At 71.1% G+C, this 26,853-nt stretch carries 27 protein-coding genes; 5 read left to right on the forward strand and 22 right to left on the reverse strand.

Features of this window, described 5'->3' with window-relative positions:
• Positions 1-104: 104 nt before the first annotated feature.
• The 14 genes from QJ852_21920 to QJ852_21985 form a co-directional block, all read right to left on the reverse strand.
• Positions 105-1,130 carry an ATP-binding cassette domain-containing protein gene (locus tag QJ852_21920; GenBank protein ID WGX95799.1) on the reverse strand — a complete coding sequence of 342 codons (1,026 nt, stop codon included), beginning with the start codon at positions 1,128-1,130 and terminating at the stop codon, positions 105-107.
• Positions 1,127-2,191, reverse strand: a complete 1,065-nt coding sequence (locus QJ852_21925) for an ABC transporter ATP-binding protein (GenBank protein ID WGX95800.1) — start codon at positions 2,189-2,191, stop codon at positions 1,127-1,129. The genes QJ852_21920 and QJ852_21925 overlap by 4 nt, the downstream gene beginning before the upstream one ends.
• 54 nt (positions 2,192-2,245) lie before the next feature.
• The gene (locus QJ852_21930; protein ID WGX95801.1) at positions 2,246-3,745 is read right to left on the reverse strand and encodes an ABC transporter substrate-binding protein; all 1,500 of its coding nucleotides are present in this window, start codon (positions 3,743-3,745) and stop codon (positions 2,246-2,248) included.
• Positions 3,746-3,996: 251 nt separating this feature from the next.
• Positions 3,997-5,598, reverse strand: coding sequence for an ABC transporter substrate-binding protein (locus tag QJ852_21935; GenBank protein ID WGX95802.1), 1,602 nt, complete (start codon positions 5,596-5,598; stop codon positions 3,997-3,999).
• A gap of 64 nt (positions 5,599-5,662) precedes the next feature.
• The gene (locus QJ852_21940; protein WGX95803.1) at positions 5,663-7,132 is read right to left on the reverse strand and encodes an amidase family protein; all 1,470 of its coding nucleotides are present in this window, start codon (positions 7,130-7,132) and stop codon (positions 5,663-5,665) included.
• A 21-nt stretch (positions 7,133-7,153) separates the two neighbouring features.
• Complete coding sequence (locus tag QJ852_21945) at positions 7,154-7,474, reverse strand: RidA family protein (GenBank protein WGX95804.1); 321 nt, start codon at positions 7,472-7,474, stop codon at positions 7,154-7,156.
• Positions 7,395-8,741: an MFS transporter gene (locus tag QJ852_21950; protein WGX95805.1), complete on the reverse strand. Its 1,347-nt coding sequence runs from the start codon at positions 8,739-8,741 to the stop codon at positions 7,395-7,397. Before QJ852_21950 ends, QJ852_21945 begins: the two co-directional genes overlap by 80 nt.
• Positions 8,741-9,427, reverse strand: a complete 687-nt coding sequence (locus tag QJ852_21955) for a hypothetical protein (GenBank protein WGX95806.1) — start codon at positions 9,425-9,427, stop codon at positions 8,741-8,743. The genes QJ852_21950 and QJ852_21955 overlap by 1 nt, the downstream gene beginning before the upstream one ends.
• A gap of 14 nt (positions 9,428-9,441) precedes the next feature.
• Positions 9,442-10,335, reverse strand: coding sequence for a nitrilase-related carbon-nitrogen hydrolase (locus QJ852_21960; protein WGX95807.1), 894 nt, complete (start codon positions 10,333-10,335; stop codon positions 9,442-9,444).
• A 14-nt stretch (positions 10,336-10,349) separates the two neighbouring features.
• Positions 10,350-10,766, reverse strand: coding sequence for a VOC family protein (locus tag QJ852_21965; GenBank protein WGX95808.1), 417 nt, complete (start codon positions 10,764-10,766; stop codon positions 10,350-10,352).
• 96 nt (positions 10,767-10,862) lie between these two features.
• The gene (locus tag QJ852_21970; protein ID WGX95809.1) at positions 10,863-11,801 is read right to left on the reverse strand and encodes a LysR family transcriptional regulator; all 939 of its coding nucleotides are present in this window, start codon (positions 11,799-11,801) and stop codon (positions 10,863-10,865) included.
• Positions 11,802-11,903: 102 nt separating this feature from the next.
• On the reverse strand, positions 11,904-13,328 hold the full coding sequence (locus tag QJ852_21975) for an amidohydrolase family protein (protein WGX95810.1): 1,425 nt from the start codon (positions 13,326-13,328) through the stop codon (positions 11,904-11,906).
• A gap of 70 nt (positions 13,329-13,398) precedes the next feature.
• Positions 13,399-14,259, reverse strand: coding sequence for an ABC transporter permease (locus QJ852_21980; GenBank protein WGX95811.1), 861 nt, complete (start codon positions 14,257-14,259; stop codon positions 13,399-13,401).
• A gap of 113 nt (positions 14,260-14,372) precedes the next feature.
• A complete protein-coding gene (locus QJ852_21985) occupies positions 14,373-14,807 on the reverse strand; it encodes a VOC family protein (protein WGX95812.1) in 435 nt (144 codons plus the stop codon).
• Positions 14,808-15,011: 204 nt separating this feature from the next.
• On the opposite strand from QJ852_21985, the gene QJ852_21990 reads away from it, so the two are divergent.
• Entirely contained in the window at positions 15,012-15,560 is a 549-nt protein-coding gene (locus tag QJ852_21990; protein ID WGX95813.1) for an AAA family ATPase, read from the forward strand.
• Between the two features lie 4 nt (positions 15,561-15,564).
• Here the strand turns inward: QJ852_21990 and QJ852_21995 are convergent, their stop codons facing one another.
• Positions 15,565-15,831: a hypothetical protein gene (locus tag QJ852_21995; GenBank protein ID WGX95814.1), complete on the reverse strand. Its 267-nt coding sequence runs from the start codon at positions 15,829-15,831 to the stop codon at positions 15,565-15,567.
• A gap of 353 nt (positions 15,832-16,184) precedes the next feature.
• On the opposite strand from QJ852_21995, the gene QJ852_22000 reads away from it, so the two are divergent.
• Together QJ852_22000 and QJ852_22005 are read left to right on the forward strand one after the other, a co-directional pair.
• Positions 16,185-16,841: a pentapeptide repeat-containing protein gene (locus QJ852_22000; protein ID WGX95815.1), complete on the forward strand. Its 657-nt coding sequence runs from the start codon at positions 16,185-16,187 to the stop codon at positions 16,839-16,841.
• A 117-nt stretch (positions 16,842-16,958) separates the two neighbouring features.
• Positions 16,959-17,513 carry a hemerythrin domain-containing protein gene (locus QJ852_22005; GenBank protein WGX95816.1) on the forward strand — a complete coding sequence of 185 codons (555 nt, stop codon included), beginning with the start codon at positions 16,959-16,961 and terminating at the stop codon, positions 17,511-17,513.
• Between the two features lie 25 nt (positions 17,514-17,538).
• Here QJ852_22005 and QJ852_22010 read toward each other — a convergent pair whose 3' ends face one another.
• From QJ852_22010 to QJ852_22040, 7 genes are all read right to left on the reverse strand, one after another.
• Positions 17,539-18,183: a methyltransferase gene (locus QJ852_22010; GenBank protein ID WGX95817.1), complete on the reverse strand. Its 645-nt coding sequence runs from the start codon at positions 18,181-18,183 to the stop codon at positions 17,539-17,541.
• Positions 18,180-18,605: a hypothetical protein gene (locus QJ852_22015; protein ID WGX95818.1), complete on the reverse strand. Its 426-nt coding sequence runs from the start codon at positions 18,603-18,605 to the stop codon at positions 18,180-18,182. The genes QJ852_22010 and QJ852_22015 overlap by 4 nt, the downstream gene beginning before the upstream one ends.
• A gap of 46 nt (positions 18,606-18,651) precedes the next feature.
• On the reverse strand, positions 18,652-20,178 hold the full coding sequence (locus QJ852_22020) for an FAD-dependent oxidoreductase (protein WGX95819.1): 1,527 nt from the start codon (positions 20,176-20,178) through the stop codon (positions 18,652-18,654).
• A gap of 138 nt (positions 20,179-20,316) precedes the next feature.
• The gene (locus QJ852_22025) at positions 20,317-21,072 is read right to left on the reverse strand and encodes a cation transporter (GenBank protein WGX99494.1); all 756 of its coding nucleotides are present in this window, start codon (positions 21,070-21,072) and stop codon (positions 20,317-20,319) included.
• A gap of 62 nt (positions 21,073-21,134) precedes the next feature.
• Entirely contained in the window at positions 21,135-21,707 is a 573-nt protein-coding gene (locus QJ852_22030) for a TetR family transcriptional regulator (GenBank protein WGX95820.1), read from the reverse strand.
• 37 nt (positions 21,708-21,744) lie between these two features.
• Positions 21,745-23,298 carry an MFS transporter gene (locus QJ852_22035; protein WGX95821.1) on the reverse strand — a complete coding sequence of 518 codons (1,554 nt, stop codon included), beginning with the start codon at positions 23,296-23,298 and terminating at the stop codon, positions 21,745-21,747.
• Between the two features lie 115 nt (positions 23,299-23,413).
• Positions 23,414-24,175 (reverse strand): LuxR C-terminal-related transcriptional regulator, encoded by a 762-nt coding sequence (locus QJ852_22040; protein ID WGX95822.1) that lies wholly within the window; start codon positions 24,173-24,175, stop codon positions 23,414-23,416.
• 110 nt (positions 24,176-24,285) lie between these two features.
• On the opposite strand from QJ852_22040, the gene acs reads away from it, so the two are divergent.
• Both acs and QJ852_22050 read left to right on the forward strand, forming a co-directional pair.
• Complete coding sequence (acs, locus tag QJ852_22045; protein ID WGX95823.1) at positions 24,286-26,253, forward strand: acetate--CoA ligase; 1,968 nt, start codon at positions 24,286-24,288, stop codon at positions 26,251-26,253.
• Entirely contained in the window at positions 26,253-26,834 is a 582-nt protein-coding gene (locus QJ852_22050; GenBank protein WGX95824.1) for an adenylate kinase, read from the forward strand. Before acs ends, QJ852_22050 begins: the two co-directional genes overlap by 1 nt.
• Positions 26,835-26,853: the final 19 nt, after the last annotated feature.

Consider the following 26,853-nt stretch of genomic DNA (forward strand, 5'->3'; position numbering starts at 1 on the left):
AGCTCCCGCTGGCGGGCGAGACGCCCGGGCGCGGCTGGCTGGCTGGCTGGCCGCAGCGCATCCGGAGCTGCGCCTGGATGCGCTGCGGCGTCGAGGGCCCGGACTCAGTCCGGGAAGTGGCACGCTGTCCAGTGCCGCGGCTGGAGCTCGACCAGGGGCGGCTCGACCTCGGCGCACGTGTCCTGGGCCTTCCAGCACCGGGTCCGGAAGCTGCATCCCGAGGGGGGGTTCGCCGGGCTCGCGATCTCTCCCTTGAGGATGATCTGCTCCCGTGAGGCCTCCAGCACCGGATCGGGCATGGGCACGGCCGAGAGCAGGGCCTGGCTGTAGGGATGGGTCGGGCTGCGGTAGAAGTCGTCCCGGTCGGCCGTCTCCACGATCCGGCCGAGGTACATCACGGCGACCCGGTCGCTGAGGTGGCGGACCACGGAGAGGTCGTGGGCGACGAAGAGGTAGGCGAGGTTGAACTCCTGCTGCAGGTCCTCGAGGAGGTTGACGACCTGCGCCTGGACCGACACGTCCAGCGCCGAGATCGGCTCGTCGGCGACGATGAAGTCGGGCTCGACCGCCAGGGCTCGGGCGATGCCGATCCGCTGCCGCTGGCCGCCGGAGAACTCGTGGGGGTAGCGCGACACGATCGACGAGCTGAGGCCGACGGTGTCGAGCAGCTCGTCGATGCGCCGCTCCTTGGCCCGGCCCTTGGCCAGGCCGTGGACCCGCAGCGGCTCGCCGAGGATGTCGGCGACGGTCATCCGCGGGTTCAACGACGCGTAGGGGTCCTGGAAGATCATCTGGCTGCGGCGGCGCATGCGGCGCAGGTCGTCGCCCTTCAGGCTGGCCAGGTCGACGCCGTCGAAGACCACCCGGCCGGCGGTCGGCCGATACAACCGCAGCACCGCTCGGCCGGTGGTCGACTTGCCGCAGCCCGACTCGCCGACCAGCCCGAGGGTCTCGCCGCGGGCGACGGTGAAGCTGACTCCGTCGATCGCCTTGACCGCACCGACCTGCCGGCGCAGCAGGCCTCCCGAGGTGATCGGAAAGTGGACCTTGAGGTCCTTCACCTCGACCAGCGCCGGCGCCCCGGCCTCGGGCGTGCCCACCCGGTCCCGCGGCGACTGGATGGTGGTCATGAGATCGCCTCCGTCGCCTGCGTCGTCGTCTGCGCGTCGACGTCCTCGTCCCGCCAGGAGTGATCCACCAGCCAACCGCCCTCCTGGGTCCCCCAGCACCGGGCCTCATGGCCGGACGCGGCGTCGGGAACCACGGTCAGGTCCGGGTCCTGCTCGCGGCAGATCGCGCGCTGGTACTGGCACCGGTTCGCGAACCGGCAGCCCACCCGACCCGCCGTCGGGGCGCCGGGCGAGCCCTGGATCGGCTGGAGCCGGCGCCGCTCCCCCTCGAGCCGGGGGATCGAGCGCAGCAGACCCCACGTGTAGGGCATCTTCGGGTTCGCGAACAGCTCGGCGGTGTCCGCCTTCTCCACGATCTGACCGGCGTACATCACGTGGATGCGCTGCGCCATGCCGGCCACCACCCCGAGGTCGTGGGTGATCAGGATGCACGCCGTGTTGAACTCCTGCGAGAGCCGCTTCAGCAGCCGGAGGATCTGCGCCTGGATGGTGACGTCCAGCCCGGTGGTCGGCTCGTCGGCCAGGATCAGCTTCGGATTGCACGACAGCGCCAGCGCGATCACGACCCGTTGTCGCATGCCGCCGGAGAAACGGTGCGGGAAATCATCGACCCTCAATTCGGGGCTGGGAATACCGACCATCTCCAGCAATTCGATCGCGCGCTTGCGCGCGTCGGCCTTATTCATCTTCAAATGCAGACGAAGGGCTTCGATAATCTGCTGGCCGACGGTCAGCACCGGATTCAGGGAGGTCATCGGATCCTGGAAGATCATCGCGATCTGGCTGCCCCGGATCCGGCGGACCTCCTGCTCGCTCATCTGCAGGATGTCCGCCCCGTCGAACCTCACGACGCCGCCGGCGATCTGCCCCGCCTCGCTCGGGATGAGCCGCATCAGGGACAGCGAGGTCACGCTCTTGCCGCACCCGGACTCGCCCACGATCCCCAGGGTCTCCCCCTGGGCCAGCGTGAACGAGACGCGGTCGACGGCCGGGACGACACCCTCGCGCGTGACGAACTGGGTCTCCAGGTTCTCGACCGAGAGCAGATCTGGCTCGTGCATCGGTTCCTCACTCGCTCGAAGGATCGCGCTTGCCATGCTAGGGCGCCGCGGCGCTCACTTCGCCGGTTGCAGGGTCTCGTAGGCCAGCACCTTGGAGATCCCCGAGATGGGCTCCCAACCGTCGATCCGGTCGCCGGCGGCGTAGAGCGTGTTCTTCATCGCGATCGGGATCGACCAGTACTCGTCGTACAGCTCCTGGTTGATCTCGCGCAGCCGCTCGTCCCTGGCCGCCTCGTCGACGATCCCCGACACCTCGGCGTGCAGCTCGTCGGCCCGCTTCGGATCCCAGTAGGTGCGGTAGGCGCCGCCGGCGTCCGGGCTCATCATCAGCGACTGCATGTTGGTGAGCACCGAGGGCCGGTTCGAGGTCGGGAAGCCGGTCACGGCCACGGAGGGCGCCCGATCGAAGCCGTCGCTGTCGATCCGCTCCTTGAGCGTCGCGAACTCCGACGGCACGATCTCGACCTTGATCCCGATCTTGCTCCAGAAGCCCGCGATGGCCTCGTTGACGTCCTTCTGCTCAGGACCGTCGGGGAAGATCACTGTCCAGATCTTGAGCGGGGAGCCGTCGTATCCGGAGGCTGCCAGCAGGCGCTTGGCCTCGTCCGGGTCGTAGGCGTAGGGCTCCAGATCGGGGTCGTGACCCAGCGTGGTCTCGCTGAACGGCACGGCGTCGCCGGAGGTCCGCTTGCCCGCCTCCTCCGGGTAGAAGGCCTTGATGACCTCGTCCATGTCGATCGACAGCGCCAGGGCCTTGCGGAACTCCAGCTTGTTGGTCAGCTCAGCGGGGTCGCTGCTCTTGAAGAAGAGGATCTCGGAGAAGACGGTGTTCTCGACCGTGAGGATGTCGAAGCCGTCCGACTTGGACGCCGGCACCTGGTCGGGCGAGATCGCGATCATGTCGGCCTCGCCCCCCTTGAGCATCGCCACGCGGGTGTTCTGGTCGGGCGCGAGCACGATCTCGAGCTTCTCGAACTTCGGCTTGCGGTCCTCGTCCCAGTAGGCGTCGTTGGCCTCGTAGGAGATCGACTGTCCGACATCGCGCGAGACGAACTTCCACGGGCCCGAGCCCAGCGGGTCCGACTCGAAGCCGTCCCAGCCGACCTCCTCGACGTGGTGCTGGGGCAGGATCACGATGCTGCCCTCGATCGGGCCGAACTGCGCCGGGATGTTGACGTCCGGCTCCTTGAGGACCATCCGCACGACCTTCTCGTCGACGACCACGACGTCGGCGAGGTTGTTGGCGAGGGCACCGCACACGCCGCCGCACGTCGCGTCGGGGCTGGCGAACTCGCGGATGGTGAACGCCAGGTCCTCGGTCGTCACGTCCTCGCCGTCGTGCCACTTCATGCCCGAGCGGAGGGTGAAGGTCCACTCGCTGGCGTCGGCGTTGGGCTCCCACGCCCCGAGGGCGCCGGTCTCGGTGGACAGCGAGCCGTCGGGGGCCGCGCCGATCAGGAAGTCGAACATGGGACCGAAGTAGGCCAGGCCGCCCGGGTCGAACGCCGGCGGGTAGACCTTCTCCCTGCTGAAGGAGGCCAGCGCCACCGTCACGGTGCCGTCCGACTTCCCTCCTGTTGTTTCATCGGTGGCACATCCAGCCCCCACGAGAAGCAGCGTGGCCGCGACGAGAATTCTCAGATTCCGATGGGACATTGGCTCTCTTTTCCTCGTCCTGCATTTATCTGCATCGCCGAAGTCTCGATTTCGTTTAGCGTAGAACCGGCCCTCGCCGCCGACAACGGCCCGAGCCTCACTCATGGTGATCAAGATCACCACCGCTGCTAACGCTGCGCCCGCCGTGGCTACGGCGCGGGCCGCAGGCTCTCGTAGACGAGCACCTTCGACACGCCCGAGATCGGCTGCCATCCCTCGATGCGGGGGCCGGCGGCATAGGGCGTGCTCTTCATCGCGATCGGGATCGACCAGTACTCGTCGTACAGCTCGCGGTTGATCTCGCGCAGCCGCTCGTCCCTCGCCGACTCGTCGACGATCCGCGACACCTCCGCGTGATAGGCGTCGAGCTTGGCGGGGTCCCAGTAGGTGCGGAAGCGGCCGCCGGCCTCCGGGCTCAGCATCATCGGCTCGAAGTTGGCGAGCACGGAAGGACGGTTGGAGGTGGGGAAGGCCGTCACCGACGCGATCGGCGGAGCGTCGAAGTTGCCGCTGCCGAGCCGCTCCAGCAGGGGGCCGAACTCGGTGGGAACCAGCTCGACCTCGACCCCCACCTTGCTCCAGAAGCCGGCGATCGCCTCGTCCACCTCCCGCTGCTCGGGGCCGTCGGGGAAGGTGACCGTCCACAGCTTCACCGTGGATCCGTCGTACCCGGCCTCCTCGAGCAGACGCTCGGCCTGGTCGGGATCGTAGGGATACGGCTCCAGGCTCGGGTCGTGCCCGAGCGTGTTGGGGCTGAACGGGACGGCGTCGCCGCTGGCCCGCTCGCCGGTCCCCGACGGATAGAAGGCCTTGACGATCTCGTCCATGTCGATGGCCAGGGCGAGGGCCTTGCGGAACTCCAGCCGGTGGGACATCTCCCCGGGGTCGTAGCTCTTCGCGAACAGGATCTCGGAGACGATCGTGTTGTCGATGTTGAGGACGTCGAAGCCGTCGTCCTCCGCGGTCGGCACCGCGTCGGGCGAGATCGCCACCAGGTCCGCCTCACCGCTGCGCAGCATCGCGAGCCGCGTGTTCTGGTCGGGGGCGAGGACGATCTCCAGGTCGTCGAAGCCCGGCTGCCGGGCCGGATCCCAATACTCGCGGTTCGCCGTGTAGGTGATCGACTGGCCGATCTGACGCGAGACGAACTTCCAGGGCCCGGAGCCCATCGGCTCCTTCTCGAAGCCGTCCCAGCCGACCTTCTCGACGTGGTGCCGGGGAAGCAGCACGATGCTGCTCTCGATCGGCCCGAACTTCGCCGGGATGGTGACGTCGGGCTCCTTCAGCGACATCGGGACCGTGCGGTCATCGACGATCTCGATGCCGGCGAGATTCGTCTGCAGCGTGGCGCAGACAGCGGCGCACGTCGCCTCGGGGCTCCCGAACTCCCGGAGGGTGAAGGCGAGATCGTCGGAGGTCACCGGTTCGCCGTCGTGCCAGGTCATGCCCGCGCGCAGGGTGAGGGTCCAGACGCTCGCGTCCTGGTTGGGCTCGTAGGCCTCCAGCGCGCCGGTCTCCGTCGAGAGCCTGCCGTCCGGGCTCGCTCCGATGAGGAAGTCGAACATCGGCCCGAAGTACACCAGGCCACCCGGGTCGAAGGCGGGCGGGTAGAGCTTCTCGCGGCTGAAGGAGGCGAGGGCCACGGTCACTGCGCCGTCGCCCTTCTCGGTGCTCGTCGAGGCGGACGTGCACGCCGAGACGACGAGCACCAACAGCGTCACGACGGCGTACGTCGATCTCCTCATGGACATGGACCTGTTCCTCTTTCGGGTAAGGGTCGACGGTGCCGGGGAGTGCCGGATCCCGGGGTCGCGCTCAGGGACGGCGTGCGCGCCGCGTGCCCTCGGGCACGCGCGGCCGATGCTGTGCCCACGGCTTCGCGATCTCGAACGCCCGCGAGGCCTGGAGGACGCGTCGGTCGTCGAGGTGGTTGCCGACGATCTGCAGGCCGACGGGCAGTCCGCTCCGCGTCCAGCCGCACGGGATGCTCGCGCACGGGTTGCCCGCGAGGCTGATGGGTGCGGTGAACTGCGCGAGGGGCATCGGGTCGGTGACCGGCGCGCCGCCGATCTCGGTCGGCCCGGCCAGGTGGAGGGGGAAGGCCGCCACCGGCGCTGCGGGCGTCAGCAGGAGGTCGTAGCGCTCGAAGTAACGCCAGAAGGCGTTGTAGAGGTCCTTGCGCGCCGCGACCCCGGACGAGGCGTCCAGGAACGAGCGCTCCGGCTCGAGCAGGGCGGCCAGGCGAGGCGGCGCCTCGCCGGCGGGATAGCGGGCGACCAGCTCCCGCATCGCGTGCAGGTCGGCGTCCAACGCCATGATCGCGCCGAAGGTGGGGGCCGGGTCGGCGATGTCCGGGCAGGCCACCTCGACGATCGCGCCCAGGTCGGCGAAGACCCGGGTCGCGCCCTCGACCAGCGCGGCGACCTCCGCGTCGACCCGGGCATGGCCACCCCAGTCGAGGGTCCACCCGATGCGGAGCCCGGCCAGGTCGGTCTCGAGGTCCTCCCGGTAGCGCTCACCCGCGTCCGGCAGCGAGTGCCGGTCCCGCGGGTCGGGGCCCTTGAGCACGTCGAGGAGCAGGGCCGCGTCGGCGACCGTGCGGGTGAGCGGTCCGATCCTCTCCAGCGACTCCCAGCCGCTGAAGCCCGGATAGCGGGTGTCCCGGGTGCCCGGGTAGAGCGGGACCCGGCCGAAGGACGGGTTCAGCCCGTAGACGCCGCAGAAGCTCGCGGGGACCCGGATCGAGCCACCCCCGTCGCTGCCCAGGGACACCGGCCCGAGGCCGGCCGCGACCGCCGCGGCCGAGCCCCCGCTCGAGCCCGCGGGGCTGCGGTCGAGATCCCACGGGTTGCGGGTGGTCCCGAAGACCGGGTCGAAGGTCGGGCCGTACCCGAAGTCGGGCACATTGGTCTTCCCGAGCACGATGCCACCGGCCCGGCGAACCCGTTCGACGACCACGTCGTCCTCGTCGGGGGTGAACCCGGCGTAGAGCTTGGAGCCCCCCACCGTCGGGAGGTCCTTGGTGAAGATGAGGTCCTTCACGCTCACGGGGACGCCGTGCAGCGGGCCGAGCGGCTCGTCGCCGAGCACCTTCCGCTCGGCCGCCACGGCCGCCTTGCGGGCGCGGTCGTGGTCGACCGCGCAGAAGGCGACGATCTCGGGGTCGATCCGCTCGACCCGCTCGAGGACGGCGTCCATCAGCTCGACCGGCGAGAGCTCGCGTCGTCGGATACGCGCGGCGAGCTCGTGCGCGCTGGTGAAGCAGAGCTCCTCGCCTGTCGTCATGTCGGTCCTCGTCGCCCGGAACTAGCCGCGGACCCGCGCGACGGCCTCGATCTCGACCTTGAACTCGGGAGCGGGCAGTCCCGCCACCCCGATGGTCGACCGGCACGGCAGCGGTTCGGGGAAGGCCTCCAGGTAGACCGCGTTCATCTCGTCGATCGTCGTCACGTCGGTGAGGAAGACGGTGGTCTTCACGACGTCGCCGAGATCGAGTCCCGCGTCCACCAGCACCGCCTTCAGGTTCGCGAGCGCCGCGGCGGTCTGCTCACGCACCGTCCCGCCGGTCTCGCCCGTCTGCGGATCCTTGCCGACCTGGCCCGAGAGGAACACCAGGTCTCCCGACACGAGTCCGCTCGAGTACGGCGCCGGGGTCGCCGGTCCGATTGCCTTCTTCTCCATCATTCCTCCGTTGCTCATTGTTCACTGAGTTCTGCTGGTCAGGGCTGGTGCGCGCCGGGGATGTCGTGCGTTTCCCCGGGAGCGAGGACGACAGCCCGAGGGCGACCAGGAGCGCGGCCACGCCGATCCACAGCGCCACCTGCAGGCCTCGGGCGTCGGCGACCGATCCGAGGATCGGGGTGAACAGACCGGCCGCGGTGATGCTGAACCCGAGCGTGACTCCGCTCGCGGTGCCTTGTCGGTTGGGCAGATAGTCCTGGCCCAGGACCAGCTGCACCGCGAACGGCATGTACCAGGCGAAGCCCACGAGGGCCGCCGCAGCCAGCCCCAGCGGGTACGACGGCAGCAGGATCACCCCGGCCATCGCGAGGGGCGCGAGCACATAGGCCGCCCGGAGCGCCCCCACCCGGCCGATGCGGTCGGCCAACCAGCCGCCGAAGAGGGTCCCGAGGACACCGAAGCCGCTGAAGACGCCCAGGGCGAGCGAGCCCTCGGATGCGGACCGGTCGAACTCGGCGATCAGGTAGAGGGCGATGAAGGAGCCCGTGCCGACCGAGCCGATCGCGCGGGCGACGATCACCGCCACCAGGATCCCGAAGTTGCGCCAGTCGTCCTCCGCCGTGCCCACGGGCCCGCTCGACCTGCTCCGCTCCGCCGGACGCTGGGCCGGCCCGGGAACCGGCCGCGCCACGACGTAGGTCGCGGCCATGACCACAGCGGGGACGGCCAGCACGGCCGTCCCCACCAGTCCGGTGAGGCCGACCACCAGCACGACCGCGAACGGACCGAGGGCCAGCCCGATGTTGCCGCCCACCGAGAAGACGCTCATCCCCCGGGTCGACTCCCCCGCCACGGCCCGGGCCGTCTTCGCGGCTTCCGGATGGTAGGCGGCGACGCCCACGCCGGACAGCGCGACGGCCAGACAGACCACCAGATAGCTGTCGACCAGTCCGGCGAGCCCCACTCCCAGTCCGGCCGCGAGCATCCCGCCGGGCACCATCCACCAGAGCCGATGGCGATCGCTGAGCACCCCGAAGGCCGGCTGCACGATGCAGGACAGCAGGGTGCCGGCCAGCAGCACGCCTCCCACCGCCGCGTAGTCGTAGCCCCGCTCGGCGGCGAAGTAGGGCAGCAGGGCGGGGACGGCGCCCACGTAGAAGTCGTTCACCACGTGGGTCGCCGTCAGGAGCCCCAGGGGCCAGCGTCTGCTCATCAGTCCGGGAAGTCGATCCCCGCCGCGCGGAGCGTCTCCTCGATCTTGGCGATATTGGCCTGGGTTCCCTGGCGCAGCGACGCCTGGGCGGCGTCGTGCTTGGCCTCGAGGGCATGGGCCTTCTCGAGGACCTCCTCTGCGAAGGCGACCGGCACCACGACGATGCCCTCCTCGTCGACGACGACGATGTCGCCCGGCGAGACGACGGTGCCGCCGCAGGCGATCGGCACGTTGACCTCGCCCTGGTCGGGTCCGCACGGTCCCTCGGCACAGGCCACGCCACGGGCGAAGACAGGGAGCCCGTCCTCGGCGATCTCGTCGACGTCGCGGACGACGCCGTCGAAGATCGCGGCGGCACCACCGCGGTTGAGCAGGCCACGCATCATGTTCGAGCCGGCCAGCACGGACGTCATGTTGCCGACGGCGTTCACGACCACGATGTCCCCGGCCCGCGCGGTGTTGAGCGCGTACTTGATCAGGAACTCCGAGTTCGTCGGGACCGACACCGTCAGGGCCGGCCCGGCGACCCGCGTCACGGGGCGGTGGACGGGCGCGATCTGCCCCGTCATGGTGTAGGAACCGCCCATCACGTCGGACAGGTCGGTCGTCCGGACCTGGGCGAGTCGCTTCACCAGGTCCGGGTCCGGCGCCGGCGCGGGCGGCAGGATCCTCGATCCGAGAGACATGACGGACCGTCCTCTCAGCGCCAGCCGGTGGCGGGGTCGTAGTGGCCGGACTCGTCCGGGCTCATGCCGAAGTCCTCGTAGCGCGTGTCGCGGATGCTGCCGTAGTGCTCGCGGGACTTGCGGATCATGTCGAGGTCGATGTTGTGGGCGGCGATGCCCTCCTCCGCGCCGAGGTTGACCAGGAGGTCGGCCTTCGGGCCCATGATCGTCGTGCCGCCGAACCAGTTGAAGTGCTCTTCCTGGCCGCACACGTTGTTCTGGATGATGTAGATCGAGTTCGCCACGGCGTTGACGTGGATCTCGGGGATCCAGTTCCGGTTGCCGAACGCGGTGGGGGTGTTGTTGACGCAGAACACCATCTCCGCGCCCTTGAGGGTGAGGATGCGGAACACCTCGGGGAAGTGCCGGTCGAAGCAGATGACCACGCCGATCTTCCCGTAGGGCGTGTCGAAGACCGGGTAGGGGATGTTGCCCGGGGTGAAGTAGTGACGCTCCTGCATGCCCGGGATCGAGGGGATGTGACGCTTGCGGTAGCGGCCCATCAGTCCGTGCGGGCCGATCACGGCCGCGGTGTTGTAGTAGGTGTGGAAGTCGGCGTCGATCTCCCAGATCGGCGAGATCAGGTAGACGTCGAGCTCCTTGGCCAGCGCGATCATCCGCTGGGTGGTCGGCCCGTCCGGAATCTGCTCGGCCAGGTCCCACAGGCTCTTGATGCTGGTGTCGTCGACGTCGATGTCCTCGACGTAGCCCGGCAGATAGCCGGTGGAATAGAGCTCCGGAAGCGAGATGATCTTGGCGCCATCGCCGGCCGCCTTGCGCACCCACTCCTCCGCACGGTTGACGTTGTACTCGACGTCGCGCATCTTGCGGGTGAACTGAATGGCTGCGACCTGGACTTCACGACTCATTTTCTTGGGTTCCTCTACTTCTCGAAGTTCTTCTGGATCAACTGGAAGCGCACGCCCATGGTGGTGGCGGGCACCGAGAACGACATGCGGTCTCCGTCGTGGAGCAGCGGCTCGGCGTCCATCTCGCCGCCGTGTCCTGCCAAGTGCTGCAGGATCTCGTCGAGGCTCTCCACCTGCACGGCGATGTGCTCGATGCGGGCCTCGTTGTCGCCGAGACGGCGCTGACGCACGTCCTCGGGAAGCACCTCGATGACCTCGATCTGGGCGCTACCGCACTGGAAGAAGGCGGCGCGCGTCTTCTCCGGAATATGCGTCTCTTTGACGAGCGGTAGCCCGAGGACGTCACCGAGGAACTTCTTGGCGTTGTCGATGCTCCGCACGATCACGCCAATATGGTCAATATCTCTGGGAATAGGTGCTGTCGTTGTCACACCACAAATGCTGGCAGTTTCCCGAGGTCAATGTAAGACGCTGAGCACCCAAGCCGCCGACCGTCAGCATCAGCCTCGCTGATGCCTCACCACAGATCAGTCGGACGGGTCGCTGGGGTAGGACCAGGGGGTCGAGGAGTCCTCGCTCACCAGTGACGACGAGACCTCGCGCAGAGCGTCGACGAGCGCCAGGATCAGCGGGCTGGCGTCGTCGGGGAGGTAGGCGGCGTACACGATCCGCATCGCGTTGGAGTCGGCCAACGACACGGTCGTGACACCGGGCATCGGCACGAAGCCCATCGCGGGGATGAGCGCGACGCCCACGCGCTCGCGCACCAGCCGCTCGATCACGTCGGGGTCGTTGGACCGGAAGCCGATGTTGGGCGTCATGCCCGCCGCGGCGCAGAGGTCCTCGAGCCCCTCGGCACCGGGCGTTCCCTCGTGGCTCGCGATCCACTTCTCGTCGCGCATGTCGGCCAGGGACACGTGCTTCTCGCCGGCGAAGCGATGGTCCTCCGGCAACAGGAGCAGCATCTTCTCGCTGAGCAGTTCGACGAACTTGATCTCCTGCATCCACTTGCGCTGCGAGGGGCCGTGGGAGTAGACGAGGGCGACGTCGAGGTCGCGGACGACGAGGGCGCGCAGCAGCTCGGTCGGGAAGCCCTCCTCGAGCATCACCTCGCTGCCGGGATAGCGGTCGACGAAGTGACGGACCGCCGTCGGCAGGAGATGTTGGCTCGCGGTGCCGAACGCACCGACCCGGATGCTGCCGTGCCAGCCCTGGGAGATGGCGCGGATCTGGTCCCGCAGCCGGTCGAGTGCCATGAGCACCTCGTTGGAGCGCTCCGCGATCAGCCGGGCGACCGGCGTCGGATGCACGCTGTGCGCACGGCGCTCGAAGAGCTCGACCTTGCACGTCCGCTCGAGTGCGGCGATCTGCTGTGACACCGCGGACGGGGAGTACCCCAGGTCGCGTGCGGCACCGGAGAAGGAGCCGTGGCGGACCACGGCGACGAGCGTTCGCAGCTGCACCACGTTCGTGACGCTGAAGACCTGTGCCAACCTGCTCTCCTGCCCCTGCGTGCCGTGTCGTCACAGTACCGAACTTCCCCGGCTCCTCCGGGGGGTTACCCGGGGTCACACAGACATCGGGGAGCGGGGCGCCCGGACGCCTGTCGGCGAGTCCACGAGCAGCTTCCCGTCCGACACCACGACGGTGCCGCGGAGCATCGTCAGCACGGGCCAGAGCCGGACCTCGGTGCCGTCCCAGGGGCTGTAGTCGGTCTGGTGCAGGTCCTCGGCGCGCAGTGGCGCCGGCGCCCGGGACTCGAGGACGACCAGATCGGCGTCGCTGCCCGGCAGGATCACGCCCTTCTTGGGGTACATGCCCAGCAACCGCGCCGCGTTCGTGGACGTCGCCTCGGCCAGCTGGGACAGCGACATCCCTCGATTGAGACCACCCGAGTAGGTCACCGCCATCCGCTCCTCGATGCCGGCGCTGCCGCCCGTGACGTCGTCGATGCGCTCGCCCACCAGCTTCTGCTCCAGGGTGGTCACCACGCCGTCGGTGGCGACCGTCTCGATCGTGCCGTCGCTCAGCCCCTGCCAGAGCGAGGCGCAGTCGTGGGCCTCCTTCAGCGAGGGGTAGCTGTGGTAGATCTGCCCGTTCTGGCGGTGGTAGTGCTCGCGTGAGAAGAGTGCGTACTGGTGCAGCGTCTCGGCGTGCACGTCCTGGCCGTCCGCACGCGCCTCGCGGATCGCGTCGACCCCGAGCTCGCAGCTGACGTGCATGATGTAGAGCCGGCAGCCCGCGGCGGCGCCGAGCCGCAGGACCTGTCTGATCGCGAGCTCCTCCGACAGGTCGGTGTGCACGTCCGGCATCTTGGTGAAGTGGACGTCGCCGGCGGCGAGATGGCGGTCGTAGGCGTGCACGACCAGGTCGTCGTCCTCGCAGTGCAGCGCTGCCATGCCACCGACGGGCGCGAGCGCCTTGAAGACGTCGAGCATGTGGCCGTAGTGCACGCGGCGGCCCGCGCGCCCGGAGAAGACATTGGTCGTGAACATCTTGAAGCTGGGGTGCCCGGCGCGGACGATCGAGGGGATCTCCTCGAGGATCGCGTCCGAGATGTCGCCGAGCAGCATGACGTGCTCGGAGTAGTCGGTGTAGGTGAGGTTGGCCCACTTCTTCTCGTTGACCGCCAGCGCCTCGGCGAGGGTGCCCTCCTGCTGCCAGGTCGCGAAGTCGACCAGGGTCGTCGTACCACCGAAGAGCGCGGACCGGCTGACATCGGTCGGCGAGCTGCTGTAGAGCCCGTGGGTGCAGTTGTGCGCGGAGCCGGGCGCGGGCTCGAGGCCGGGCGGCATGATCGGCTGGCTGGTGTGGACGTGCGGATCGATGCCGCCGGGGACGACGATCCGGTCACCGAGGTCGTGCAGCTCGCGCCCCTCCAGGGTCCCATGACTGGCCAGGCACGAGATCACCTCGCCCTGGATCCCGATGTCGAGCGCGACGACCCCGTCCGGAGTGACCACCCGCGTGCTGCGGACCACGATGTCGAGCATCTGTCCAGCCTTCCTGTTCGTGCGTTGTCCTTCGTGCCTGTCGGCGCGCGTCGAGGAGTCCGGAGCGTGGTCAGACCTGGCGCAGCCGCGGATCGAACTCGTCGCGCAACCAGTCGCCCAGCAGGTTCGCCGAGACGATGACACCCGCGATGGCGATGCCGGGGAAGACCCACATCCACCACAGCGTGTCGATGTAGTTGTGACCGTCGGCGATCATCCCGCCCCAGGTCGGCGTCGGCGGCGGCACGCCGGCGCCGAGGAAGCTCAGGGCCGCCTCCGAGAGGATGACGTAGCCGACCTGCAGGGTGGAGAAGACGATCACGGTGTTGACCAGGTTCGGCAGCACGTGGCGCAGCACGATCCGGGTGGGCCGGCAACCGGTCACCACGGCGGCGAGCACGAACTCGCGCTCCTTCCACGACAGCGTCTCGGCCCGCACCAGACGCGCGTACCGGGACCAGAGCACCAGGCTGAGCACTCCGACCACAACCCACACGCTGCTGCCGACGGTGACGGCGACGGCGAGCGCGACCAGCACCGGCGGGAAGGCCGACATGCCGTCGACGAGTCGCGTGATGACCGCGTCCAGCCAGCCGCCCTTGTAGCCCGCGATCAGCCCGAGGGCGGTGCCGATGACGCAGCTGATCAGGATCACCAGGGCCGCGATGGTGAGGGAGACCCGGGCACCGACCATCACCCGGATGAGGATGTCGCGCCCCTGCCGGTCCGTGCCCAGCCAGTGGCTGGAGTCTCCCCCGTCCATCCAGGCGGGCGGGAGCTGCCGGGCGACGAGGTCGGTCTCGGTGGCGTCCCACGAGGAGATCATCGGGCCGAACACCGCGACCAGCACCGTGACCAGCAGGATCCCGGTGGCGAGCTTGGGGGCCCGCGCCAGCCGGGTGCGACCGGTACGCCGCCGCTTCCGCCTCATCCGTGTGCCCTCCCCGCCGGTGACGACCGCCCGCGCCGCAGACACTACGGCTCCGGAGGCGGTCGCGGGCGCTACTCCGTCGCGGGTCTCGGTCATCGTCCGGGTCCTGGCGCTCAGGATGCCTGGGCCGCGGGCTCGACGCCCTTCTGGATGAACTGGAAGCGGACCCCCATGGTGGTGGCCGGCACCGAGAACGACATCAGGTCCCCGTCGTGCAGGAGGGGCGCGGCATCCATCTCGCCGCCCACGCCGCCGAGGTGCTCGAGGAGCGCGTCCAGGTCGGGGACCTGCACGGCGATGTGCTCGATGCGCGCCTCGTTGTCGCCGAGTCGGGCGCGACGAGCCTCCTCCCGCAGGCACTCGATGACCTCGATCTCGCAGTTGCCCACCCGGAAGAAGGCCGCCTTCGTGCCCCGCTCGGGGAAGTCGGTCTCCTTGACGAGGGTCAGGCCGAGTGTCTGGCCGAGGAAGGCCTTGGCGCGGTCGATGCTGCGCACGATCAGCCCGATGTGGTCAACGTCCGTGGGAGAAGGGGTTGTCGTCGTCACCCCACGAATGCTGGCAGTTCGATCATCTCCGCGGAACACTCCGAGCAACCAAGCCGACGGGCGTCAGCACCAGCAGTGCTGATGCCCTGTGTGTGTGCCACCCGATGCCGACGACCCGGCCCTCCGGGCGGTCGGCGGCACCGGCGACGAGGCCGGCGTACGACACCATGGCCGGTACCGTCCCGTCCCCGAGCGAGGAGCCCCGTGCTGCCGAACCCCCTGCCCCGCATCCTCGTCGTCACCGGCATCATGGCGTCCGGCAAGTCGACCGTCGCCCAGGCGTTGGCGGAACGGCTGCCGAAGGCCGTGCATCTGCGCGGCGACGTGTTCCGCCGGATGATCGTCTCCGGCCGGCTCGAGGTGACGCCGGATCTGCCGGTCGAGGCGATGCACCAGCTGGAGCTGCGCCACCGCCTGGCGGCGACGGTCGCGGCGGAGTACGCCGCGGCCGGCTTCACCGTCGCGTGGCAGGACGTGATCCTGGGGCCGACCCTGGGGCGGGTGGCCGGTCTGCTGCAGGGCCGTGATGCGGGCGTGGTGGTGCTGTGCCCGTCCCCCGGTGTGGTGACCGAACGCGAGGCCGGTCGTGCCAAGACCGGCTACGGCGCCTGGACGCCCGAGGATTTGGACCGGGGCCTGCGGGCCGACACGCCCCGGATCGGGCTGTGGCTCGACAGCTCGGGCCTGACGGTCGAGGAGACGGTCGACGCCGTCGTCGCCCGCGCCGACGAGACCCGCCAGGGGCTGGGATAGGCGATCAGTGGGGCAGCAGCTCGACCCCGAAGGCCCGGACGAACACCTCGCCCAGGAGCACACCGGCCTCGGCCTCCGACCGCTGCCCGGCCCGGACGTCCTCGAGCGCGGCGCGTGCCGTCCCGTGGATCATCGAGTACATCCAATCCGGCGGCAGGCTCGCGACCAGCGTCCCCGAGGCTGCCTGATCCGTGAGCCAGGCCAGCAGCGGCTCGTCCGCACCCGGGTGCCGGAGCTCGTCGTCGAGGGCGAGCGGGGCGTGCACGGCCACCGACCGGAACTCGACGCCGACCCGGATGATCGCGACCGCGAGGGCGCGTGCGTTCCGTCCGCGACGGTGAGGGCATCACGCACGGCGGCGCGCTCGGCGGTGGCGACCGCGTCGAGGACTCCGAGGATGAGCGCCTCCCGGGTCGGGAAGTGGCGGTAGACCGTGGAGCGGCCCAGACCGGAGCGCGTCGCGATCTCGACCATCCCGGCCTCGGCGTCCTCGCTCAGCGCCTCGATCGCCGCCGCCAGCACGAGTTCCCGGTTGCGCCGGACGTCGGCCCGTGCCTCCCCCATCGCTCCTCCTCGGCCGTGATAGGAATGAAGTGGTACAGAGTGTCCCATTTAGGAGTCCGGATGACCAGCCGCGCCCAAGCACCCCAAGCACCCCGGCCCGACCTCGCCGAGCTGACCGAGGGGACGCCCGACCAGCTCTCGGCGCGGGCCGATCTCGACGGTCATCGGTTCGCCGAGCCGAGCGGCGCGCTCCTCACCCTGTCCGACGCGGTCCTGCAGTCGTGCGTGCTGGACCGCGCCCGCTTCGAGAACGTCGACGCGCAGCGCGCGACGCTGCGGGACCTGCGCTGGGAGCGACCGGAGCTGGTCAGCCTGCGCGGCTGGCGCGGTCGGTGGCGCGACCTCATCATCGAGGGCGGCCGGATCGGCGTCCTCGAGGCGTACACCTCCACCTGGAGCTGCGTGGCCCTGCAGGGCGTCAAGGCCAGCTACGTCAACCTGCGCGGCTCCGAGCTCGTCGACGTCACCCTGACGGACTGCCGGATCGAGGAGCTCGACCTCTCCGAGGCCACGGGGAAGCGGGTCGCCTTCCCCGGCAGCCGCATCGAGAGACTGGTGGTGCACCGGTCGACCGTCGGCGACCTCGACGTGCGCGGCGCGGAGATCGGCCAGTTGATCTGGGCCGACACGCTCACCGGCCTCGTCCTGTCCCACGACCAGGCCGTCGATCTGGCCGCCGAGCTGGCCCGCCGGGCCGGCGCCCGGGTCGAGGGCTGAGGCCCGCCCCGCGGCCGTCTGCCGTCCTCTCGGCCGGGTAGTTCACAAAGAGTCGGCGCCACGTGTCGCGCGTGGCCCGACCCGCCGTCATCCCTTCCCGAGACCGAGGTACCGATCATGAGCGAAGACGTCGTCGACCTGATCATGCATGACCACCGCGAACTGGAGCGGCTCTTCGAGGAGCTGCTGAGCCACCCCGAGCAGCGCGCGGGCCTGACCCCCGTGATGACCACGCTGCTGACCGCCCACAGCCGCGCCGAGGAGTCGGAGGTCTATCCCGCCGCCCGCGAGGCGGGGGCGCAGGACGATGTCGAGCACAGCCAGAAGGAGCATCTCGAGGCCGACCAGCTCGCCAAGCGGGTGGCCTCGACCGACCCCGACGACCCGGCGTTCGCCGAGGTGCTGCGCGAGCTCGTCGACGCGGTCAAGCACCATGTCGAGGAGGAGGAGAGCACCGTGCTCCCCGGCATCCGCGAGCGGATGGACGCAGCGCGGCGCGTAGAGCTGGGCGCGGCCTTCCTCACCGCCCGCGAGCAGCATCTCGGGGCGCAACCCGCCGACATCACGAAGGCGGAGCTGGAGCAGCAGGCCGCGAACGCCGGCGTCTCCGGCGCCTCCTCGATGAGCAAGGACCAGCTCGCCGACACCCTCGAGGAGCAGGCGGAGAGCTGAGGAACCTCGTCGGGGCTGCACCGCATCAGCGGCGGTGCAGCCTGACGACGAGTCCCCGTCCGGGCTCCGGCCGGGTCTCCGCGACAGCCAGCGACTCCGGCAGGTCGGCCGCCAGCAGATTCGCCTGCGCGAGGGACCCCAGCTGGAGGAGGGCTGCGCCCTCGGGATGCAGGCAGCGGTCGATCACCGCGACGCACTCCCGCGCCAGGTCCAGGCCGTCGGCGCCGCCGTCGATGGCCAGCACCGGATCGGCCGGGAAGCAGCCGACCAGCTCGGTGCGCACCCAGGGCGGGTCCGCGATGATCAGGGGGAACGGATCGTCGGCCGCGAACGACCCCAGCTCCTCCCGCCGTACGTCGACCAGGTCGGCGCGCCCGGCCGCGACCGCGTTGGCCACGGCGTAGTCGCACGCGACCGGATCGACGTCGACGCACACGAGGTGCCGTTCGGTCCCGTGCACGGCGAGGAGGCCGATGTGACCCACGCCGCTGCAGATCTCGAGGACCGGCCCGGGCGGGGCGTCGTCGAGCAGCTCGCGCGCCCAACGCGACTGGGCGGCGGTCCAGGCGCGGGGCGCCAGGACCCGGTGGTCGAAGGAGATCGACAGCGGCCCGAACGCCATGGTCTGCGGCGCCGGCGGCGTGGCCGCCGCGATCCGCGGCATCGTCATGACGCCGCTCCCGGGGACGACGACTCCGCGCGCTCGGGCTCCGGCTCGGCCGAGGAGTCGATGTCGACGCCGACCCGCTCGGCGATCGAGTCGACCTTGCGCTCCAGCCGCTCCATGTCCTCGGCGTCGACGCGGAAGATCCAGTGCTTCGCCCCGAGCAGGAGGATCGCCTGGAAGATCAGCTGCAGCCACTCGCTCTGCCAGTTCTCGAAGGTGCTGGCGAAGAAGTCGACGAGGTAGTCCGACCACACGAACGGCTCGCCGTGCAGCTGCTGGTCGCTGCGGAACTCGGCGAGCTGGGTGAGGAACTGTCCGGCCCACGACCCGACGAAGAGCAGGAGGAGCAGATAGACCGCGCCCCACCGTCGTACGTGCTCGGCGATCCCCTTCCGCTCCGGGTGGCCAGGGTGCTTGCTGTTCATGACGAGGAGATACCCGCAGCATCTCCGAGCAGCCGGTCGCTCCTCGCTAGCGCGGCGCCAGCGGGACGGTCGCCGGCCCCTCGAGGACGTCGCCGTCGGGAGCGAACCGGGATCCGTGGCAGGGGCAGTCCCAGGTCGTCTCCGCCGCGTTCCACGCCACCGCGCAGCCCAGGTGGGTGCAGGTCGCCGAGACGACGTGGGCCACGCCGGCCGGATCGCGGTACGCCGCGACCCGCTCGCCCCCATCGGACAGCACCGCCGCCTCGCCGGGAGCAAGATCGGCCACGTCGCCCCGCCCGGACGCGATGCGCCCGGCGACGAAGCGGAGTCCGACCTTGCCGTTCTCGGTGGCGAACCGGACGCCCTCGGCGAGCGGATGCAGCCGGTCGGCCGCGAAGAAGCGCGCCCAGGGGTTGGCGCGCCCGACGATCGCGCCCGTGATCAGCGTCGCGGCCAGGGTGCCGGCCGTCATGCCCCACTTCTTGTAGCCGGTGGCGACATGCACCCGCCGGGACCGCCAGTTCACCGCGCCGATGTAGGGGACGCCGTCGTCGGACGTGAAGTCCTGTGCCGACCAGCGATGCTCGAAGGAGACAACGTCCCAGTGGTCGGTGGCGAACGCCGCGAGACGCTCGTAGCGCGCGGGCGTCGCCTTCCCCGAACCGGTGTGATGGCTCTCCCCCAGCACCATGAGCAGCTCGGTGTCCCCGAAGGGGACTGCGCGGATCGAGTGCGTGGGAGGCGCGGCCGCATGCAGCATCGCGTCCGGCAGGTCGCCCCGCACCCGTGCCGTCACGACGTACGACGTGCTCGGGTAGGCCCGCGCGAAGTGGGCGCCGCGGTCCAGGAACGGGAGGAGGGTCGCCACCACGACCTGGCCCGCCCGTAGCGCCCCCTGCTCGGTGCGCACCCGGCAGTGGGTGCTGTCCTCCTCGACATCGGTCGCCCGGGTGTGCTCGAAGATCCGGCCGCCGGCCCGCTCGAACCGCTCGGCCAGTCCGACCAGGTAGCGGACCGGGTGGAGCTCGACCTGGTCGTCGAAGCGCAGCGCGCCCTTCGTGGCGAACGGGACGGGGACGTCGTCGGTCAGGCTCGCCGGCAGGCCCGCTCCTCGCGCGGCGCGGGCCTCGACCTCCACCAGTAGACGCTCCGGCGTCCGCGTGGCGTAGAGGTAGGCCGGACGGCGCCTCAGGTCGCAGTCGATCCCGTCGGCCAGTTCGACGACCCTCTCCTTGCTGGCCTCCATCGCCGCGCCGTACGTCGCCGGCCCCTGCGGACCACGGCTCAGCAGGAGCCGGGCGTAGGTGAGGTGGTGCTGGGAGGTCACCTTCGCCGTCGTGCGGCCACTGGTCCCCGCCACCAGCCGGTGCTGCTCGACCAGCACGACCGACAGCCCCTCCTCCGCCAGCAGGAGCGCGACGGTCAGGCCGGTGATGCCACCGCCGACGACCGCCACATCACACGACAGATCACCGCGCAGCGGCTCGCGCTCCGGCTGTTCGACGCCGTCCGACCACAGCGAGCGATGCCGCGCGCGGTGGACGTCGGCCGGAACGGCCCCCGACCTGGTCATGACACTCCCTGGGATCGACGACGGACCTCGCGGTACCCGCCCCGGCGCCGTCGAACACTCCACTCGCTCTCAGCGCGTCAGGTCGTAGGCCAGCACGTCGTCGCCCCAGGTCGGCTCCCGAGGCCGCGGGGCGGGCGTTCAGCGAACCGCCGCAGGCGGCCCCGACGCCCCGCCGGCGGACGAGCGGGCGCCCGCGCAGCACACGTCGGCGCAGTCGCCGGCGGCGACGCCCACGGTCGCGCTCGGAGCGCAACAGCCTTCGCCGCGCCAGGCCTGGATCCCCTCGCGCACCGCGACCGCGGCGATCACGAGGCCGGCCACCGGGTCCGCCCAGGACCAGTCGAGGGTGGCGTTCAGCAGCAGGCCGGCCAGGAGCACAGCCGAGAGGTAGGTGCACAGCAGGGTCTGGGTCGCGTCCGCGACGACGGCGTTGGAGCCCAGGCCCCTCCCGGTGCGGCGCTGCGCCCACGACAGGAACGGCATGATCGCCAGCGAGGCCGCCGCCAGCGCGATGCCGACGGCGGACGGATCGGGGTCCTGGCCACCGACCAATGCACGCGCGGACTCGACGCCCACGTAGGCGGCGAGCGCGAAGAAGGAGAGAGCCATCAGCCGCAGCGCCCGGCGCTCCCGCGATGCGGGCAGCGGGTGGCGGAACTGCCACAGGATGATCAGCCCGCTGCTCACCTCCACCACCGAGTCCAGGCCGAAGCCGATCAGGGCGACCGACCCGGCGACCAGCCCGGCGCTCACCGCGATCACGGCCTCGACGACGTTGTACGCGACCGACGTCGCCGCCAGCAGCCGGGCTCGGCGGGCCAGGCGCGCTCGGCGGTCCGGGGCCTCCCCGCGCTCCGTGGGCGCACTGGCGGTGGGCTCCACCCGGACATTCATCGTCATATGGCGATGTTAACGCCGGATGACTCCAGGTCGCAACGCCGGCCACGTCGCCGGGCTCAGCAGGACGCTGTCCCCAGCGCCCGGGCCAGGACGGCGCGGAGCCGGTCCGGGTCGGCCGGCTCGTCGTCCAGCAGGACAGCGGTGCAGAGGCCGTCGGCGGCGACGACGAGACCGGTGACGGCGACGGGATCGTCGGTGAGGGTGGTCGCGAGCTCGGCGATGTTCTCCCGCCACCGGCGGGCGACGGGGCGCAGCGCGGGTCGGCGGGCGGCGAGCGTGGCCAGCTCCCGCTCGGCCAGGGCCCGCTCGCGGCCCGGCCCCCCGGACTCGGCGATGAGCGCGGCCAGGCCGGTGAGCCGGTCGTCGCCGCCGTCGATGATCTGGCGGATCTTGGCGGTGTAGTCGTCGGCGACACTGGTGAGGGCGGCGACGAGGAGGTCGTCGAGAGTGGCGAAGTAGTAGGTGCTCAGCGAGGTCGCGACGCCCGCCTGCCGAGCGACCGTGCGGTGGGTGACGCCTGCGGCGCCGTCCCGGGTGACCACCGCCAGCGTGGCCTCGATGATCTCGGCCCGACGCCGGGCGCCGCGAGCGAATCGCCCGTCCGCGGGCTCGCCGTCATCCTTGGGCACATCCCCTCCTCTGCCCGCAGGATAGTCCCGCCGCGGCTCACCGAGCGGAGTCCGGGGTCGGCATGCGGCCGAGCCGAGGCAGCCGACGCAGGCGGTGCAGGGAGAGGGCGGCGGCCACGGCGATCACGAGTCCGGCGACCGCGGAGGCGACGTTCAGACCCGCCGTGAACGCGAGCTGCGCGTCGGCCAAGGCGCCCGGAGGCAGCTCGCCGGCGACCGCCGACGCCGTACCGAGACCGTCGACCAGGGCGGCGGCCTCGGCGTCGGCGACATCGTCGGGAAGAGCGAGTCGGCTGCGGTACACGGCCGTGGTGAGGCTGCCGAGCAGGGCGACCCCGATGGCGATGCCCAGCTCCTGCACGGTCTCGGACAGGGACGCCGCCGATCCGGACTTCTCCGGTGGCGCCGCGCCGACCACGATGTCGGTGCCCAGCGCGGCGATCGCCCCCAGGCCGAGGTAGACGAATCCGAACCCGGCGGCGACGGCCAGCTCGTCGCCGCGACCCACCGTGGCCAGCAGCGCGTAGCCGATCAGCGAGATGCCCAGGGTGCCGCCGATGACCAGGCCGGGCGGGATGCGCCGGGCCAGGAGTGGCGCGCCGATGCCGGCGAGGACCATCGCGATCGCCGGCGGGCCCATCCACAGACCGGCGGCGGACGGCGACAGCCCGTCGACCAGCTGCAGGTACTGGGTGACCAGGTACATCGTGCCGCCCACCCCCGTCAGCCCCAGCAGGAGTACGGCGAGCGCCGCGCCGAACGCCCGGTCGCGGAACAGGCTGACGTCGACCAGCGGGTCCTCCAGTCGGCGCTGGCGCCGCCAGAACGCGACGCCGGCAACCACGCCGGCCACCGAGGCGGCCAGGGCGCCGGCGTCGGGACCACCGGACGCGGCGTGCTTGACGGCGTAGACGAGCGGCAGGATCGCCGCCAGCGACAGCACCACGCTGGCCGGGTCGAGGCGTCCCGCTCCCGGATCGCGGTACTCGGGCAGGAGCAACGGGCCGCAGGCCAGGACGACCGCGGCGACCGGCACGGCGAGCAGGAACGCCGCACCCCACCAGAGGGCGTCCACGAGGAGTCCACCCACGATCGGCCCGGCGGCCATGCCCGCGGCGAACATCGTGGCCCACACGCCGATCGCGACCGCCCGCTGCCGAGGGTCGGGGAACATGGTCGAGACCAGCGACAGGGTCGAGGGCATCAGCGTCGCCCCCACCACCCCGAGCAGCGCCCGCGCCAGGATCAACAGCTCCGGCCCCGGGGCGAACGCGGCGAACCCGGACACCGCGGCGAACGCCGCGATCCCCACCATCAGCAGCCGCCGGCGACCCAGCCGGTCCCCGAGCGTGCCCATCGTGACGAGGAAGCCCGCCAGCAGGAAGCCGTAGGCGTCCATGATCCACAGCGTCTGGGTCGCCGACGGGCCCAGCTCGGCCGCCATGGCCGGGAGGACCAGGTAGAGCACCGTGACATCGAGCCCCAGGAGCAGCGTGGGCAGCGCCAGCAGGGCCAGGCCCGCCCACTCCCGGGGGCCCGCCGGCGCCGGGAGGCCATCGGCCGCCCCCTTCTCGTCCCGGATCCTCCGCATGGTTTGTACGATAGTTCAATTAGAACGATCGTACAAATACTGTGACCGAACCGAGCGGACGACGGCGGGCGCCATCCGGTCACCCGTCGGGACAGGGGGCGAGTCGCCGTGAGCGCTACGCCATCAGGCCGAGCCGGCGGGCCTCGACGACCGCCGCCTGCCGCGTGCCGGCGTGCAGCCGGGCCATCGCGGCGCGGAGGTAGCTCTTCACGGTCGGCAGGGAGAGCCCCAGATGCTCGGCGATCTCGGCGTTCCGCAGGCCCAGCTCGACCAGGGTGAGGACCTCGACCTGGCGGGGTGTGAGCACGGGCTCCGGCTCGCCGGCCGCCGGCGCGCCCCCGGCCGAGCCGGCCCGGACGCCGGCGAAGCGCGCCGGCACGGCGCGGATCGCGTCGGCGGCCAGCAGCATGCGCAGGCGCAGGTCGACCTGGTCGCGGACGTCGAGCTCGTGGGCGACCTGGCCGGCCTGCCGCTCCAGGCAGCGCACCAGCTCACGCCCCTGGGCGGGCGAGCGGGTGCCGGCGTACAGCAGGCCGCGCATCCGCCGCCGCACGATGATCGGCGCGACGGCGAGGGTGACGATGCCCTCACTGAGGATCTGGTCGTCGAACTCGTGGGTGATCTCGTCGGCGGACGCGTAGTCGTCGACGACCAGGGGCCGCCGGACGTCCCAGCTGCGGCCGCCCAGACCGCGTGAGGGCGCGAGCACGATCGAGCTGAGCTTCCGGGTGGCCGCGCCGGCCACCGCGGTGACCCGGACCTGGCCCTGGTCGCAGAGTCCGGCGAAGGAGACGGCGCCACGGATCGTCTGGCGGACCTCGCGGCTGGCCTGCTTGATCAGCGCCATGTCGCTCGGGCGCATGAGATCCACGGACACCACTACCTACCTTCGGACGTGCCGGCCGGACGCTCGGGCACCTGAGCATGTGGCGCAGACCACGACGCTCCCGTGATTCTCGCGGGCGCACCCCACGGAGGCAAGATCAGATGTCCCACGACACCGACCCGACGGTGCACCACCCGATGGTGCTGAACCCGCCCGCCGACCTCGCCCGGGAGGCGAACCTGCAGGCCGACGCCTACGAGCGGGCGGCCACCGATCGGCTGGGGTTCTGGGCCGAGCAGGCCGCCCGCCTCGACTGGGCCGAGCCGTTCACCGAGGTGCTGGACTGGTCGAGCCCGCCGTTCGCGAAGTGGTTCGTGGGCGGACGGCTCAACGCGGCGTACAACTGCGTCGACCGCCACGTCGAGGCCGGCGCGGGCGACCGGGTCGCGCTGCACTTCGTCGGTGAGCCCGGCGACAGCCGCGACATCACGTACGCCGAGCTGCAGGCCGAGGTGTGCCGGACCGCCAACCTCCTCACCGAGCTCGGCGTCGGGGCCGGGGACCGGGTCGCGCTCTATCTCCCGATGATCCCCGAGGCGGTCGTCGCGATGCTGGCCTGCGCCCGCATCGGCGCTCCGCACACCGTCGTCTTCGGCGGCTTCAGCTCCGACGCGCTCGCGAGCCGGATCGCCGACTGCGCGGCGAAGATCGTCATCACCGCCGACGGCGGGTACCGCCGCGGCACCGCGTCCCCGCTGAAGCCGGCTGTCGACGAGGCGCTGGCCAAGCTGGCCGGGGACAACCCGGTCGACCACGTGCTCGTCGTCCGCCGCACCGGCCAGGACGTGCCCTTCGACGACGCCACGGACCTGTGGTGGCATGACGCCGTCCCCGCGGCGTCGGAGCGGCACGTCCCCGAGGCCTTCGACGCCGAGCACCCGCTCTACGTCATGTACACCTCCGGCACCACCGGCTCCCCCAAGGGCATCCTGCACACCACCGGCGGCTACCTCGTCCAGACGGCCTACACGTTCTGGGGCGTCTTCGACCACAAGCCCGGCGACGTGTACTGGTGTACGGCCGACATCGGCTGGGTCACCGGCCACTCCTACCTCGTCTACGGACCACTCGCCAACGGCGCGACCCAGGTGCTCTACGAGGGCACCCCGGACACCCCGCATCGCGGCCGGTGGTGGGAGATCATCCAGGACAAGGGCGTCACGCTCTTCTACACCGCTCCGACCGCGATCCGGACGTTCATGAAGTGGGGCGAGGAGATCCCCGCGAAGTACGACCTCTCCAGCCTGCGGATCCTGGGCTCGGTCGGCGAGTCGATCAACCCCGAGGCGCACCGGTGGTACCACGAGCAGATCGGAGGCGGTACGGCGCCGATCGTCGACACCTGGTGGCAGACCGAGACCGGCGGCCACATGATCAGCCCGCTGCCGGGAGTCACGGCGGCCAAGCCGGGGTCGGCGATGGCCCCCGTCCCCGGCATCACCGCCGACGTCGTCGACGACGCCGGCCGCTCGGTGGCGAACGGCGAGAGCGGCTACCTGGTCGTCCGCGACCCCTGGCCCTCGATGCTGCGCACGATCTGGGGCGACGACGAGCGCTACCGGGACACCTACTGGTCGCGCTGGGAGGGCATGTACTTCGCCGGCGACGGCGCGCGCCGCGACGAGGACGGCGCCATCTGGCTGCTCGGTCGCGTCGACGACGTCATGAACGTCTCCGGGCACCGGCTGTCGACCACGGAGATCGAGTCGGCCCTGGTCTCCCACCCCACCGTCGCCGAGGCCGCCGTGGTCGGCGCCGCCGACGACACGACCGGTCAGGCCGTGGTCGCCTTCGTCATCCTCCGCGAGTCGGCGGACACTCCCGAGGAGGAGCTGGTGGCCGCGCTGCGCGATCACGTCGCCCGCGAGATCGGCCCGATCGCCAAGCCGAAGCAGGTCGTCGTGGTCCCCGAGCTGCCCAAGACCCGCTCCGGCAAGATCATGCGGCGGCTGCTCCGCGACGTCGCCGAGCACCGCACGGTGGGAGACGCGACGACCCTGGCCGACAGCTCGGTGATGGACCTGATCGCCGCCGGCATGTCCGCCCCCGCGCAGGGGGCCGACGACTGATGCGGCTGCTGATCATGGGCCCGCCCGGCGCCGGCAAGGGCACCCATGCCGGCGCCCTCGCGGCGCTCGTCGGCGGGCCGCACATCTCGACCGGCGACCTCTTCCGCGACCACATCGACCGGCGTACCGAGCTCGGCCGGCTCGCGGAGAAGTACCTCGCCACCGGCGAGTACGTCCCCGACGCGGTCACCGACGACATGGTGCGCGACCGCCTCGCCCGGCCGGACGCCGCCCACTCCTTCGTCCTCGACGGCTACCCGCGCACCGACGCCCAGGTGGCCACGCTGGACGAGCTGCTCGACGCCCGCGGCACCGCTGTCGACGGTGTCGTCGAGCTGACCGTCCCCGACGACGAGCTCGTCGCGCGGATCCTGCGCCGCTCCGCCGTGAGCGGGCGCAGCGACGACACCGAGGAGGTCGTCCGGCACCGGCTGGCGGTGTACACCGACCAGACCGCTCCCCTCGTCCGGGCCTACGGCGAGCGGGGTCTCCTGCACCGCGTCGACGGCACCGGCTCGATGGAGGAGGTGCGGCGCCGGGTGGAGGCGGCCGTCGCGGCGCGGGTCCGGCCCGGGGCCTGACCAGCACGCGTCCGGCGAG

Source organism: Nocardioides sp. L-11A, assembly GCA_029961745.1.
Taxonomy (GTDB): domain Bacteria; phylum Actinomycetota; class Actinomycetes; order Propionibacteriales; family Nocardioidaceae; genus Nocardioides.

What these genes read in the sequence shown, in the direction of transcription:
- QJ852_22035 (WGX95821.1), bottom strand. Translation starts at nt 23,298, where the DNA reads ATGCGGAGGATCCGGGACGAGAAGGGGGCGGCCGATGGCCTCCCGGCG.
- QJ852_22005 (WGX95816.1), top strand. Translation starts at nt 16,959, where the DNA reads ATGAGCGAAGACGTCGTCGACCTGATCATGCATGACCACCGCGAACTG.
- QJ852_21950 (WGX95805.1), bottom strand. Translation starts at nt 8,741, where the DNA reads ATGAGCAGACGCTGGCCCCTGGGGCTCCTGACGGCGACCCACGTGGTG.
- QJ852_21935 (WGX95802.1), bottom strand. Translation starts at nt 5,598, where the DNA reads ATGTCCATGAGGAGATCGACGTACGCCGTCGTGACGCTGTTGGTGCTC.
- QJ852_21980 (WGX95811.1), bottom strand. Translation starts at nt 14,259, where the DNA reads ATGAGGCGGAAGCGGCGGCGTACCGGTCGCACCCGGCTGGCGCGGGCC.
- QJ852_22050 (WGX95824.1), top strand. Translation starts at nt 26,253, where the DNA reads ATGCGGCTGCTGATCATGGGCCCGCCCGGCGCCGGCAAGGGCACCCAT.
- QJ852_21925 (WGX95800.1), bottom strand. Translation starts at nt 2,191, where the DNA reads ATGCACGAGCCAGATCTGCTCTCGGTCGAGAACCTGGAGACCCAGTTC.
- QJ852_22000 (WGX95815.1), top strand. Translation starts at nt 16,185, where the DNA reads ATGACCAGCCGCGCCCAAGCACCCCAAGCACCCCGGCCCGACCTCGCC.
- QJ852_22015 (WGX95818.1), bottom strand. Translation starts at nt 18,605, where the DNA reads ATGAACAGCAAGCACCCTGGCCACCCGGAGCGGAAGGGGATCGCCGAG.
- QJ852_21955 (WGX95806.1), bottom strand. Translation starts at nt 9,427, where the DNA reads ATGTCTCTCGGATCGAGGATCCTGCCGCCCGCGCCGGCGCCGGACCCG.
- QJ852_22010 (WGX95817.1), bottom strand. Translation starts at nt 18,183, where the DNA reads ATGACGATGCCGCGGATCGCGGCGGCCACGCCGCCGGCGCCGCAGACC.
- acs (WGX95823.1), top strand. Translation starts at nt 24,286, where the DNA reads ATGTCCCACGACACCGACCCGACGGTGCACCACCCGATGGTGCTGAAC.
- QJ852_22025 (WGX99494.1), bottom strand. Translation starts at nt 21,072, where the DNA reads ATGAATGTCCGGGTGGAGCCCACCGCCAGTGCGCCCACGGAGCGCGGG.
- QJ852_22020 (WGX95819.1), bottom strand. Translation starts at nt 20,178, where the DNA reads ATGACCAGGTCGGGGGCCGTTCCGGCCGACGTCCACCGCGCGCGGCAT.
- QJ852_21940 (WGX95803.1), bottom strand. Translation starts at nt 7,132, where the DNA reads ATGACGACAGGCGAGGAGCTCTGCTTCACCAGCGCGCACGAGCTCGCC.
- QJ852_21960 (WGX95807.1), bottom strand. Translation starts at nt 10,335, where the DNA reads ATGAGTCGTGAAGTCCAGGTCGCAGCCATTCAGTTCACCCGCAAGATG.
- QJ852_21920 (WGX95799.1), bottom strand. Translation starts at nt 1,130, where the DNA reads ATGACCACCATCCAGTCGCCGCGGGACCGGGTGGGCACGCCCGAGGCC.
- QJ852_21975 (WGX95810.1), bottom strand. Translation starts at nt 13,328, where the DNA reads ATGCTCGACATCGTGGTCCGCAGCACGCGGGTGGTCACTCCGGACGGG.